This is a genomic window from Arthrobacter sp. 9V (assembly GCF_902506065.1).
Lineage (GTDB): Bacteria > Actinomycetota > Actinomycetes > Actinomycetales > Micrococcaceae > Arthrobacter.
On record NZ_LR732912.1, the window covers coordinates 1,748,013 to 1,761,158 of the forward strand.

Annotated in this window: 10 protein-coding genes, 1 tRNA gene and 2 pseudogenes; 8 read left to right on the forward strand and 5 right to left on the reverse strand. The window is 61.0% G+C overall.

Going from position 1 to position 13,146, the window contains the following annotated elements; genetic code table 11:
* Window positions 1-99 precede the first annotated feature (99 nt).
* The 5 genes and pseudogenes from BACI9J_RS08150 to aceE all read right to left on the reverse strand — a co-directional run.
* A complete protein-coding gene (locus BACI9J_RS08150; protein WP_159733932.1) occupies window positions 100-1,161 on the reverse strand; it encodes a beta-ketoacyl-ACP synthase III in 1,062 nt (353 codons plus the stop codon).
* Window positions 1,158-2,087, reverse strand: a complete 930-nt coding sequence (locus tag BACI9J_RS08155) for an ACP S-malonyltransferase (protein ID WP_201296668.1) — start codon at window positions 2,085-2,087, stop codon at window positions 1,158-1,160. The genes BACI9J_RS08150 and BACI9J_RS08155 overlap by 4 nt, the downstream gene beginning before the upstream one ends.
* A gap of 88 nt (window positions 2,088-2,175) precedes the next feature.
* Window positions 2,176-3,420 (reverse strand): PucR family transcriptional regulator, encoded by a 1,245-nt coding sequence (locus BACI9J_RS08160; protein WP_159733934.1) that lies wholly within the window; start codon window positions 3,418-3,420, stop codon window positions 2,176-2,178.
* 207 nt (window positions 3,421-3,627) lie between these two features.
* Window positions 3,628-3,969: transketolase-like TK C-terminal-containing protein (locus BACI9J_RS08165; protein ID WP_442858637.1), on the reverse strand; the 342-nt coding region annotated here is incomplete at its 5' end.
* A 1-nt stretch (window position 3,970) separates the two neighbouring features.
* Window positions 3,971-6,648: pseudogene (aceE, locus tag BACI9J_RS08170) on the reverse strand (pyruvate dehydrogenase (acetyl-transferring), homodimeric type); the annotation flags it as partial.
* A 7-nt stretch (window positions 6,649-6,655) separates the two neighbouring features.
* Between aceE and BACI9J_RS08175 the strand changes: the two are divergent.
* The 8 genes and pseudogenes from BACI9J_RS08175 to BACI9J_RS08210 all read left to right on the forward strand — a co-directional run.
* Window positions 6,656-7,540: pseudogene (locus BACI9J_RS08175) on the forward strand (class I tRNA ligase family protein); the annotation flags it as partial.
* A 526-nt stretch (window positions 7,541-8,066) separates the two neighbouring features.
* Window positions 8,067-8,486 (forward strand): DUF3052 domain-containing protein, encoded by a 420-nt coding sequence (locus tag BACI9J_RS08180; protein WP_026005795.1) that lies wholly within the window; start codon window positions 8,067-8,069, stop codon window positions 8,484-8,486.
* Window positions 8,483-8,980 carry a peroxiredoxin gene (locus BACI9J_RS08185; RefSeq protein WP_159733935.1) on the forward strand — a complete coding sequence of 166 codons (498 nt, stop codon included), beginning with the start codon at window positions 8,483-8,485 and terminating at the stop codon, window positions 8,978-8,980. The genes BACI9J_RS08180 and BACI9J_RS08185 overlap by 4 nt, the downstream gene beginning before the upstream one ends.
* A gap of 29 nt (window positions 8,981-9,009) precedes the next feature.
* Entirely contained in the window at window positions 9,010-9,939 is a 930-nt protein-coding gene (locus tag BACI9J_RS08190) for an NAD-dependent protein deacetylase (protein ID WP_201296537.1), read from the forward strand.
* Window positions 9,940-10,005: 66 nt separating this feature from the next.
* Window positions 10,006-10,078: transfer RNA gene (locus BACI9J_RS08195), tRNA-Val, on the forward strand.
* A gap of 113 nt (window positions 10,079-10,191) precedes the next feature.
* On the forward strand, window positions 10,192-10,482 hold the full coding sequence (locus BACI9J_RS08200) for a hypothetical protein (protein WP_159733937.1): 291 nt from the start codon (window positions 10,192-10,194) through the stop codon (window positions 10,480-10,482).
* 223 nt (window positions 10,483-10,705) lie between these two features.
* Complete coding sequence (locus BACI9J_RS08205; protein ID WP_159733938.1) at window positions 10,706-11,500, forward strand: IclR family transcriptional regulator; 795 nt, start codon at window positions 10,706-10,708, stop codon at window positions 11,498-11,500.
* 142 nt (window positions 11,501-11,642) lie between these two features.
* The gene (locus BACI9J_RS08210; protein WP_159733939.1) at window positions 11,643-13,001 is read left to right on the forward strand and encodes an MFS transporter; all 1,359 of its coding nucleotides are present in this window, start codon (window positions 11,643-11,645) and stop codon (window positions 12,999-13,001) included.
* The last annotated feature ends 145 nt before the right edge of the window (window positions 13,002-13,146 follow it).

The window sequence follows — 13,146 nt, forward strand, 5'->3', positions numbered from 1 at the left end:
TTGGACCGGCTACTGCCGGAAAGGGGGCAAACCGCGGGTTGCGGTTTGGGTTTGTAAGTCGTATTCAGTTGGCTGCCGGTGGCCCGAAGGAGACCTGGCCTACGGCAGAACCACTACCTGGGCCCCGAAGACCAGTCCGGCGCCGAACCCGATCTGCAGGGCCAGGCCGCCGCTTAGCTCAGGGTTCTCCTGAAGCAGGCGGTGTGTTGCCAGCGGGATGGATGCCGCGGAAGTGTTGCCCGCTTGGGCGATGTCGCGGCCGATGACAACAGATTCGGGAAGCTTGAGCTTCTTGACCATCTCGTCGATGATCCGCATGTTCGCCTGGTGGGGGACGAAGGCAGCGAGGTCGCTGGCTTCGATGCCCGCGGCATCCAGGGCCTGCTGGGCAACCTTTGCCATCTCCCAGACAGCCCAGCGGAACACGGTTTGACCGTCTTGCCGCAGGGTGGGCCACACGTCCTGGGTAGCCGAAAGAATGGCGGGATCGTCGATTTCGTCGGAGTGCCGCGCGGATTCACCCAGCTTCTTGACGTCCTCGAGCGAGTGGGTCATGCCGATGGCGTCCCACTTGCTGCCGTCCGATCCCCAGACCGAGGGGCCGATGCCGGGAGTGTCGGACGGGCCAACCACTACAGCGCCTGCTCCGTCACCGAGGAGGAAGGAGATAGTGCGTTCGTGGTTGTCAATCACGTCGGAGAGCTTTTCCGCACCGACAACCAGGACGTATTGGGCTGCACCGGAACGGACCAGGGCATCGGCCTGGGCCACCCCATAGCAGTACCCGGCACAGGCGGCAGAGATGTCGTAGGCCGGTGCCGGCGTTGCGCCCAAACGCTCGGTGAGCGCAGCGGCAGCCGACGGCGTGGCGTACGGGTGCGTCACGGTGGAGACGATCACGGCGCCCAGCTGGGACGCGTCAATTCCGGCTTGCTGGAGCGCTTCGCGTGCAGCGCCTTCTGCCATGTCGATCACGCTGACATCAGCAGCAGCGCGGTGGCGGGTGATAATGCCGGTGCGCTGGCGGATCCACTCGTCCGAGGAATCGATCCACTGGCAGACGTCGTCGTTGGTGACGATGACATCCGGGCGGTAGGCGCCGATGCCCAGAATGCGGGCATTCTCGTTGATAACAGCCTTGTTCAATACGGGAGTGCTCATGCCTGTCCCTCCAATTCTGCGAAGAGCGCCAGAGCCGCGGACAGGTCGTCCGGGGTCTTGACGGCAACAGTCTTCACGCCGGGCATGCCGCGCTTGGCGAGACCGGCGAGCGTTCCGGCAGGGGCAAGCTCAATGACACCGGTGACGCCACGCTCAACCAGCGTTTCCATGCAAAGATCCCATCGGACGGGCCGGGAGACTTGAGCGATCAGGCTTTCCACGGCCGCAGGACCTGCCGTAACTTCCTTGCCGTCGAAGTTGGACAACAGCGGGACGGCCGGGTTTTGCGGGGACAAGGACGGCTTGAGCGCTTCAAGGGCGCTGACTGCCGGTGCCATGTGGGACGTGTGGAAGGCCCCGGCAACCTTGAGCGGGATGATGCGTGCCTTGGCCGGCGGGTTATCTGCCAAGGCCTTGAGCTGCTCGAACGTTCCGGCGGCGACTGTTTGTCCGGCTCCGTTGACGTTGGCCGGAGTGGCCCCGGCGGCTTCGATCGCGGCCAGGACCTCGGCGGGGTCTCCGCCCACAACTGCGCTCATGCCCGTGGGCGTCACGGCAGCTGCTGCGGCCATGCTGTTGGCGCGCTCCCGAACGAAGGTCATGGCCTCGGACTCGGTAAGGACTCCGGCAAGGGCAGAAGCTGTGATCTCACCAACGGAATGCCCCGCGAGGATCACGGGAAGGGTGCTGAGTTCGACATCGAACAAGGACTTGGCAGCAACCAGCCCGGCAGCGACGATCAGGGGCTGCGCTACGGCAGTGTCCTTGATGGTCTCTTCATCCGAAGTGGTTCCGTGGGCCTTGAGGTCAATGCCTGCGATTTCGCTCAGTTCGGCCAATTGGCCTTCGACGGAGGGGAGTTCCAGCCAAGGGGCCAAAAAACCGGGGGTCTGGGAGCCCTGTCCAGGGCAGACGATTGCAAGCACGTATCCAGCTTTCCAAATTGCCACGTGATCCACTGGTGTTTTGGTACACCAAGCTCACTGGGTCAGTTTGTAGGAAGTCTACAACGGTTCAGTTCTGTGAACGTGACGTGTGACGTTCGGGCGCAGCTTTTGGTTGGGCTGAAAGACGGCCCACCACCAAGGCTGTTTGCAGTACAAATGCCTCGCGGGGGAGTAGCGGATCCCATCCTGTCACGTCGCAGACCCGCTTCAAACGGTAGCGCACGGTGTTGGCATGGACGAACAGTTCGCGCGCCGTGGCCTCCAGTGAGTGGCCGAGTTCCAAATAGGTCCCCAGGGTCTCAACAAGGCCGTTCGATGCAGCCAGCAATGGCCTGTAAATGTTCTTGATCAGTGATCTGCGGGCCGCATCATCACCGGAAACAACGCGTTCCGGAAGGAGGTCGTCGGCCGCTACGGGGCGCGGCGCGGAAGGCCATGCGCGGGCTGCGGTGAGCCCGGCGAACGCCGCTTGGGCAGAGCCGCTCGCCTCCAAGAGGGAACTCGCTTCCGGGCCGTAAACTACGGCCCCGGGGGCGAAGAGCTCACTGAGCTTGACGTACGCGGTGTCGCGGTCCTGCACACCTCCGAGGATGAGGATGAGCCGGTCACCCTGGATTCCCACGAGCGCATCTTCGGCGAAGCGCCCGGCGGTACGGCGTAGTTCGCTGACGTAGCTTGCACTTGGCTCCGAGGGCGAATTTCCCACCATTACCGTGAATCGTTCCTGCGCTTTCCAGCCGAGGGCTGCGATTCTGGACCTCAACGCATCAGTGTTTTCACCGCGCAGAATCGCGTCAACAATCAATGCCTCTAGGCGCGTATCCCACGATCCACGGGATTCCGCAGCCCGCGCGTACACATCTGCGGCCGCGAAGGCCACTTCCCGTGAATAGCGCAGGACGGCTTCCCGGAGTGAAGGTTGGTCCGATTCCGGCGCGATGACGGGAACTTGATCCTCCACGACTTCCACAACGATCCGGATCAGTTGCAGGGCCTTTTGCAGGCTGATGGAGCGGGTCAGCTCCGTAGGGGCGTTGCCGAAGACGTCGGTAAGAATCCACGACGGCGAACTGGGGCGTTCGTACCACGTCACGAAGGCAGCTATGCCGTTCTGGGCCACAAGACCCAATGCCGAACGCTCATCAGAGCTCAGGCGACTGTACCAAGGCAGTGATTTCTCCAGCTGCCGCATGGTGCTGGTGGACAGTTGGCCCACATTGGCGCGGAGTTGCCGAAGGGTTTCGGCCTTTTCGGGTGACAATGCCTGGGGCGCTGCCTTGCGCTTGGTAGTTGTTTTGCTCGGCTCTGCCATGGAACGAGCATACGGCCCATCCCGGACAAGCTCCATTTGTGAGAAGGCTACAACTGCAGTTGTTGCTGGTCACGTCCTTGGCATGCGTGCCCCAAGCCGGTTAAGCATGCCTTTGCGCGGTTAACGCCCGACGGCGGCCCTCACCTTTGTGGTGAAAGCCGCCGTCGCGGTTAATGCTGGTGCTTGCAGGAGTTACTGCACCATCAGTTAGGCGTCGCCGCCTGCGCCGCCGGTGGTGCCGGCATTGACATCCAGGAGCCGGTACTTCTCGATCGCCTTTTCCAGCGCGCCTTCTTCAACTTCGCCCTTGGCGGCGAGGAGTTGGAGGGTTTTGGCGACGATGGAGTGGGTGTCGTTTTTGAAGTAGCGGCGTGCGGCTTGGCGGGTGTCGGAGAAGCCGAAGCCGTCTGCTCCGAGGGAGGCGAAGTCGTTGGGGATGAATTGGCGGATTTGGTCGGGGACGGCTTTCATGTAGTCCGAGACTGCGATGACTGGTCCGGTGGTGTTGGCGAGTTGTTCGGTGATGAACGGGGTGCGTCCGGGTTGTCCNTGGAGGGTTTTGGCGACGATGGAGTGGGTGTCGTTTTTGAAGTAGCGGCGTGCGGCTTGGCGGGTGTCGGAGAAGCCGAAGCCGTCTGCTCCGAGGGAGGCGAAGTCGTTGGGGATGAATTGGCGGATTTGGTCGGGGACGGCTTTCATGTAGTCCGAGACTGCGATGACTGGTCCGGTGGTGTTGGCGAGTTGTTCGGTGATGAACGGGGTGCGTGCGGGTTGTCCGGGGTTCAGGAAGGCGTGTTCTTCGGCGGCGAGTCCGTCGCGTCGGAGTTCGTTCCAGGAGGTCACGGAGTAGACGGTGGCGGCGACGTTCCAGTCTTCGGCCAGGATCCGGGCGGCTTCGAGTGCCCAGGGGACGGAGACGCCGGAGGCGAGGATGTTCGCGGTGGGCCGGTTGTTGCCGTTGTTCCCCTCTGTTGCGGCCGCGGGGGCTTCTGCGAGTTTGTAGATGCCTTTGAGGAGCCCGTTGATGTCGAGGTTTTCCGGTTCCGCGGGTTGGGTGATGGGCTCGTTGTAGACGGTGAGGTAGTACATCACGTTTTTATCTGACGCAGCTCTGATTCCTTGCGCGTCAGCGTTCTCGCCGTACATTTCTTCGAGGCCGTGGCGGATGATGTGGCCGATTTCGTAGCCGTAGGCGGGGTCGTAGGTTTTCACGGCGGGGTTGGTGGAGGCCAGCAGGGGTGAGTGTCCGTCGGCGTGTTGGAGTCCTTCGCCGGTGAGGGTGGTTCGTCCTGCGGTGGCGCCGATGATGAATCCGCGGGTCATTTGGTCTGCTGCGGCCCAGAAGGAATCTCCGGTGCGTTGGAAGCCGAACATGGAGTAGAACACGTAGATCGGGACCAGGGGTTCGCCGTGGGTGGCGTAGGCGGTGCCGGCGGCGGTGAAGGCTGCCACGGCTCCGGCTTCGTTGATGCCGGGGTGGATCAGTTGTCCGGCGGGTGATTCTTTGTAGGCCAGGACGAGGTCGCGGTCCACGGAGAGGTAGTTCTGGCCTTTGGGGTTGTAGATTTTCGCGGTGGGGAAGAACGCGTCCATCCCGAAGGTCCGGGATTCGTCGGGGACGACGGGCACGAACCGGGCACCGAAGTTCTTGTCCCGCATCAGGTCCTTCAACAACCGGACGAAGGCCATGGTGGTGGCGGCTTGTTGTTTCCCGGACCCGCGTTTGGCCACTTCGTAGGATTTGGCCTCGGGCAGGGTCACGGGGGTGTGGGTGCGGCGGCGTTCGGGGACGAACCCGCCAAGTTCTGCCCGGCGATCCATCAAGTATTTGATTTCGGGGGCGTCCATGCCGGGGTGGTAGTACGGGGGACGGTAGAGGTCAGCGTCGAGCTGGTCGTCGCTGATGGGGATGCGGAGGTGGTCACGGAAGGCTTTGAGGTCTTCCATGGTCAGTTTCTTCATCTGGTGGGTGGCGTTGCGGCCTTCGAAGTGCGGGCCCAGTCCGTAGCCCTTGACCGTTTTGGCCAGGATCACGGTGGGTTTGCCCTTGAATTCGGTGGCTGCCTTGTACGCGGCGTAGACCTTGCGGTAGTCGTGACCGCCGCGTTTGAGGCCCCAGATCTGTTCGTCGTCCAAATCCGCGACCATGTCCTTGGTCTGCGGGGATTTGCCGAAGAAGTGTTCCCTCACGAACCCGCCGGACTCGGCCTTGTAGGTTTGGTAGTCACCATCGGGGGTTTCGTTCATGATTTTCACCAACGCCCCGTCTTTGTCCGCTTCCAGGAGGTGGTCCCATTCGCGGCCCCAGACGACCTTGATCACGTTCCAGCCCGCACCGCGGAAGAACGCTTCGAGTTCCTGCATGATCTTGCCGTTGCCGCGGACCGGTCCGTCCAGGCGCTGGAGGTTGCAGTTGATCACGAAGTTCAGGTTGTCCAGGTTCTCGTTCGCGGCGAGCTGCAACAGGCCACGGGACTCGGGCTCGTCCATTTCCCCGTCACCCAGGAACGCCCAGACCTGCTGGTCGGAGGTGTCTTTGATGCCACGGTTCTGCAAATACCGGTTGGACTGGGCCTGGTAGATCGCGTTCATCGGGCCGATACCCATCGACACGGTCGGGAATTCCCAGAAATCAGGCATCAGGCGCGGGTGCGGGTACGAAGACAGGGCATGGCCGGCCTTGGACTTTTCCTGACGGAACCCGTCCAAATCCTCTTCCGTGAGACGGCCTTCCATGAACGCCCTCGCGTACATGCCAGGGGAGGCGTGGCCCTGGAAAAACACTTGGTCTCCGCCCGAGGGGTGGTCCTTGCCGCGGAAGAAGTGGTTGAACCCCACCTCATACAACGTCGCAGCCCCGGCATAGGTGGAAATGTGCCCGCCCACACCAATATCAGCCCGCTGCGCACGGTGAACCATCACCGCAGCGTTCCACCGCATATACGCCCGGTACCGGCGCTCGAACTCCTCGTTCCCCGGGAACTCTGCTTCCTGGTCCACCGGGATCGTGTTCACATAATCAGTGGTCGTCACCATCGGCACACCCACCGACCTGGCACCAGCACGCTGCAACAACGAACGCATAATGTACTGGGCACGCTCGGTACCCTGCTCCGCGATCAACGCATCAAGGGACTCAATCCACTCCGCGGTCTCTTCCGGATCACGATCAGGCAGCTGGGCAGTCAACCCGCTGAGGATGTGTGAGGTCTCTTCTCCTGCAGCCACGTCCAACCTCTACAAGGCCGTCTCGTCGTGGTTCGTCCGCGTCACCGAGCTCCGCGACCGCATGGGCCAGCTCAACCAGGACATCAACTGGGTGCCGGACAACGTCAAGGACGGCCAGTTCGGCAAGTGGGTCGGCAACGCCATCGACTGGTCGGTCTCGCGCAACCGCTACTTCGGCACGCCGATCCCGGTGTGGCAGTCCGACGACCCCGAGTACCCGCGCACCGACGTGTACGGCTCACTCGCCGACATCGAGCGCGACTTCGGTCGCCTGCCGGTGAACGCCGAGGGCGAAGTCGACCTGCACCGCCCGTTCATCGACGACCTGACGCGGCCGAACCCCGACGACCCCACGGGCACCTCGACGATGCGCCGGATCACCGACGTGTTCGACGTGTGGTTCGACTCCGGGTCGATGCCGTACGCCCAGGTGCACTACCCGTTCGAGAACCGTGAGTGGTTCGAGTCGCACAACCCGGCCGACTTCATCGTCGAGTACATCGGGCAGACGCGCGGCTGGTTCTACGTCATGCACGTGCTCTCCACCGCGCTGTTCGACCGACCCGCCTTCCAGAACGTCATCAGCCACGGCATCGTCCTCGGCTCGGACGGCCAGAAGATGTCGAAGTCGCTCCGGAACTACCCGGACGTCTCCGAGGTCTTCGACCGCGACGGCGCCGACGCCATGCGCTGGTTCCTGATGTCCTCGTCGGTGATCCGCGGCGGCAACCTCGTCGTCACCGAAGAGGGGATCCGGCAGGGCGTCCGCGAGTTCATGCTGCCGCTGTGGTCGACGTACTACTTCTTCACCCTGTACGCGAACGCCTCCGGGGAGTCGGGCTACCAGGCCACCCGGAGCACCGCGAGCACCGACGTGCTCGACCGGTACCTGCGCTCCGCGATCAACGCATCAAGGGACTCAATCCACTCCGCGGTCTCTTCCGGATCACGATCAGGCAGCTGGGCAGTCAACCCGCTGAGGATGTGTGAGGTCTCTTCTCCTGCAGCCACGTCCAACCTTCCTTTAGGCGCATGCATCGGCGCCTCAAGTCCGGCAGGGTATCTGCCCGTCGTGAACGCGTCGTGTGCGACATCTCTGTTTCAACAGCCCGGTCGGATGCGCCGGGCAGGTCTTGTGAGCGCTTGGCTGCCTGTGGAACTTCACGGGGCGATCGCCCTGCAGCCGTAGCGCTCATGGCCACTCTAGCTTTCGAGGCGTCGCGATGCGTAGCCGTAGGGCCCCGGGGGCGTTGTATGTCACACTCCCGCGGCCTCCGTGACGCAAAGCACGCAATCCTCGTGGACTCGAAACACCGTGTGGAATGCGGAATATGGCCGCTGGCTGGGACAATAGCTTGAAGCACACGCCCAAAGGGTGTTGGCTGTTAGTAATGGAAGTCACTGCAAAAGGAGGAAACGTGAGCGAGGCCGACGCCGCCACATCGGTAAATGTGGCGGAAAGAATGGGTTTCAAAGATGGGGATCTGATTCAGGAACGCGGCTACGACGACGACGTCGATTTCGACTTGCGTGACGACATCGAGGATGTCACAGGCTCCGAGTTGTTGGATGAAGATGATCATGACGTCGTGGATGCTGTCGTTTTTTGGTGGCGGGACGGCGACGGTGACCTTGTTGATGCCCTCATGGACTCGCTCACCAACCTGAAGGAAGGCGGAGTTGTTTGGGTATTGACGCCAAAGTCAGGCCGTGACAATTACGTATCTCCGGCAGACATCCAGGATGCCGCGCCCACCTCCGGGCTGCACCTCACCACCTCAGCAGGTGTTTCAAAGGACTGGAGCGCCACGCGTTTGGTGCCTAAGAAGAACAAGTGACCGAACTCCAGCAGGCACCCTCCTCCGTGCTCGCCCCCCGAACAGGGCAGCTTGCACCGGATTTTGAACTGCTGAATCAGTACGGCGAACCTGTTCGCTTGACCGACTTCCGGGGCGGCAACGTTGTTGTCGTGTTTTTTCCCTTTGCTTTCTCCGGTATTTGCACCGGGGAACTCTGTGAGATTCGCGACAACATCGCTGCCTTCAAGGATTCCAGTGCCACAGTACTGGCTATCTCCGTAGACAGTAAGTTCGCCCAGCGGGCCTACGCTGAGCAGGAACAGTTTGGCTTTGACCTCCTGGCGGACTTTTGGCCACATGGAGCGGTAGCGAGAAACTACGGTGTCTTCGACGAAGCCAGTGGTATGGCATTGAGGGGGACCTTCATCATCGACGCCTCGGGAATTGTCCGTTATGTGGTTGTCAACCCGCGTGGCCAGGCAAGGGACTTTGCCGAATACCGTCAGGCGTTGTCGTCCTTGGCGGGGCAGTAGCGGTGAGCCATCACAGCCCTGGTGTTGGTATGACCGGATTCGCCAGCATGGCACCTTCGCCGGTGGCGCAACTGAACCCCGAGGAACTGGAAGCACTGAGGGCTGCCTCGGATCTTCTCGGGGGTAAGCGCTTGGCGGTTCTCACAGGTGCAGGGTTGAGTACCGATTCCGGGATTCCTGATTACCGTGGTCCTGGCTCTGCGCCTCGGAATCCCATGACCTTCCAGGAGTTCATTGGGAGTGAGGCGAATCGTCGCCGCTATTGGGCACGGAACCACATAGGGTGGTCTCACCTCAGGCACGCCGATCCTAATGCCGGCCATGTTGCGGTCGCGCTCCTTGAGCGACGCGGTTTGCTGACCGGACTCATCACGCAAAATGTTGACAGGCTCCATGAGGACGCCGGAAGCGTCAATGTGGTGGATCTGCACGGCCGCTTTGATCAGGTGATTTGCCTCGAAAAGGGTCACACCTTCAGCAGGCGTCTGATCGCTTCGGTCCTTGAAGAGATCAATCCGGGTTTTCTGGAAGCCGCGTTGGAGTCCGGCGTGGTGGAAATGGCCCCGGATGCTGACGCTACGGTGGAGGACTCTGAGCTCATCACATCGTTCGTTATGGCTGTTTGCCCCATCTGCGGCGGGACGTTGAAGCCGGACTTTGTCTACTTCGGCGAGAACGTCCCCAAGGATCGTGTGGCCCGTGCGTACCAGATGGTTGATGACGCTGATGCCCTCTTGGTTGCGGGATCGTCGCTGACTGTTCAGAGTGGACTGCGCTTCGTGCGTCACTGCGCAAAAGCAGGAAAGCCGGTAGTCATCATCAACCGCGGAACTACCCGTGGGGATGAGTTTGCCGAGCTGAAGCTGGAGCTGGGAGTCAGTGGCGCGTTGGACTACCTTGCGCGTTCACTGCCTGATCTTCCACCGGCTTCTGCGTCGATTGGTGTTTCCGGCGGTTGATCATGTAGAGTCATTGTTCGTTGGTTGAAGCGCTGAGGAAGTTACGAAGCGTGGATTCAGCGGTTTGGGTCTTTAGCTCAGCTGGTAGAGCGCCACGTTTACACCGTGGATGTCATCGGTTCGATCCCGGTAGGACCCACTGAACAAAAACCCCGTCGTCCGAGTCGCAAGGCTTGGAAGGCGGGGTTTTTTCTGTCTACTCCTCCTTTTCGCGAGCCTTTAATGTCGGAGCACCGCCCTAGGGTTCATTTCATGGAACAGGTATACATCCCAACGGTTGACCCAGGTGCGCCGGCAGTAATAGTGCGTGGAGGCCGGGAGTGGCGCCTGGTTGTGGAACCTGTCCGCTGGTTTGAGCGGGTTGCCTGGTGGGAGCAATCCCGGCGAATGCCCCGAGGGCAAGGGCGGGTTGATATTGAAGTCCGGCAGGTCCAGGTTCGCTTGGGAAACAACCCGGCATCCGGCATCGTCACTTGGGAATTGGTGCGGGATGGTTCCGGTGGGGGCTGGTGGATCCGAGGCGAGGAACTCGCTGCGGCATAGCCTTGGTCCGGCAAATGGATGAGCTCTCCACCACGACTATTGGGGGATGCCGCGGTGGAGAGCTCGAAGATGAATATACAGAGAACTTTTGAGTTTGAAAAGTATTGCCTGCGTCAAGGGCGGAAGCGCATTTGGTCAGGACCCTGCTCCGTCATTCGCATTCCACTATGATGAGTATTGTTCAGCAGAATGAACACTTGATCTGCGATGTTGAAGGAGAATCATGGCCGATTCCCGCGCCCCACGTTCTGAAGGGTTGGGTGCCTCATCGCCGGCGCCCGCCGTTACCCGTGCCGCTGCGGTGCTTGAGGCGCTTGCAGAATCTCCGGCGGGCCGGCTGACGCTGAGCGACCTTTCCCGCGAACTTGGCATCCCCAAGTCCTCTACGTCCAATTTATTGTTGGCCCTTGAAGAAGCGCGCCTCATCACCAGGCAGGGGGCGGATTTTGCGTTGGGAAGGAAGCTCGTTGAATTGGGAGCTGCTTATCTCAGCCGCCTCGACGAAGTCCAGGAGTTCTACAAGTACTGCGAGCAGGCTCCCACACTGTCCGGGGAGACTGTGAGGATCGCGATGCTCGATGGCGACCATGTCATTTACCTGGCGAGATACGAGGGCCACCCCGCGGTCAGGTTGACGTCAAACATCGGCGACAAGATGCCTGTCTCTCTCTGCGGTGCGGGTAAGGCCCTGATCGCCCAGTTGCACGATCACGACATCGACTCGATGTTCCCTGATGGCTTGAAGCTTCCCACCATGACTGCCAACTCGCTCAGGACTGCCGAAGAACTCAAGGCGCAGATTGCTGCGATCCGCCAGCGGGGGTACGCGTTTGAGGACGAAGAGTCCACTGTGGGGGTGGTGTGCCTGGCTGTGCCCGTCCCCACTCATGGCGCCCATGGCCCAAGTCTGGGCTTGTCCGTGACGGCGCTGAAGGCCACGTATTCCGAAGAGCAAGGTGCCCTCATGGTCAAGGAACTCAAGGAGTTGGCCCGGTCTCTGGGCAACCCCATGGGCTAGTCTTCCAGCACCCTCCAAATAAATCTGATTACAACCTTGGCACTGAGTTCAACAAGCTGTACGCTGTTCATCATAGTGATCTTGGCGGTGATGCCATCACTATCTCGCTGGGCCAACGGGGGCCCGGGGTGATTTTGAGGGAGTGCTTGTGATAACTCGTGCAAATGAAAAGCTCGCAGCCGAGGCTGACGACGCTGTAGTTGAGCCGGAACAGCTCCGCAGGGCTACGTTGGCCAGCTCTGTAGGTTCCGCGCTGGAATACTATGACTTCTATATTTACGGCCTGGCGTCGGCGCTCATCTTCGGCCCGCTGTTCTTCTCACCGCTCGGCCCCGATGGTGCGCTGATTGCATCCTTCGCCACCTATGGTGTCGGCTTCGCAGCACGTCCGTTCGGCGGGTTGATCTTCGGTTACATCGGGGACAGGTTCGGCAGGAAGATGGTCCTCATTCTGACCATTGCCTTGATGGGAACGGCGAGCTTCGCCATTGGACTGCTTCCCACGTTTGAACAGGCCGGAATGCTCGGCGCTGTTCTGCTGGTTACGCTGCGAATCATCCAGGGACTGGGTGCAGGGGCGGAGCAGGCGGGCGCGACAACGCTGATTTCAGAAGTGGCTCCGCGTCGGCGTCGCGGGTTCTTCGCTTCCCTGCCGTTCGTCGGCATCCAGTTGGGCACGCTCCTTGGTGCCGGAACTTTTGCGCTCATCACGATGGCCGATAAGTCCGTCCTTCAGGGCTGGCTGTGGCGCGTGCCCTTCCTGGCCAGCTTCATTCTGATCGCAGTGGCCATCTTCATCCGGCTCAAGCTCAAGGAAACCCCTGCTTTCAAGGAGCTTGAGAAGCACAAGAACGTGGTCAAGAACCCTATCGGCGCCCTCTGGAAGCACTCAAAGAAGAATGTGTTGCTTGGTATCGGTCTTCGCATGGGGGAGAACGGGAACTCGTCCATCTACTCCGCGCTGCTGGTGTCCTTCATGAGCATGCCGGCAGGTGTCTTTGCAGGCAATAATTCAATCGGTCCTGTTGGCTTGCTGATTGCGGCCGGGTTCGCCGCGGTTCTGGTGGTCACTTTCGGTGCACTCTCTGACAGGTTTGGTCGTGTTCCTGTCTACCGCTATGGCGCATTGTTCCAAGCGGTCATCGCGGTCCCGGCGTTTTACTTGGTCACTTTGGGCAACGTCACACTGGTGTGGGTAGTCATGGCCGTAGGCATCGCAATCGGCGTTCAGTCCATGCTTGGTCCGCAGTGCGCGCTGTTGCCTGAACTCTTTGGCTCGCAGTACCGCTTCACCGGGGTGGCCATGAGCCGCGAGATTTCAGCGGTTCTGGCCGGTGGCCTGGCTCCGCTGCTCGGCGCACTGATGTTGGCCGCAACCAACCATTCCTGGCTGGTCCTTGCCATCTATTCGCTGGTTCTGGCACTCATCTCCTTCGTGACAACATTCTTCACGCCGGAGACTGCAGGCAGGGACCTCGTCAGCACCGAAGACGCGAAGTAGTTTCCCGGGAACCGTCAACAACCAGACGGAGTAACCCGCAAAAACGAATATCATCAGCGCGGCACCCTCCATATGGAGGGTGCCGCGCTGCTTTGTTCGGGGATGCAAATTTGTTCGGGGGATGCAGGTTCGGACAGACACAGAA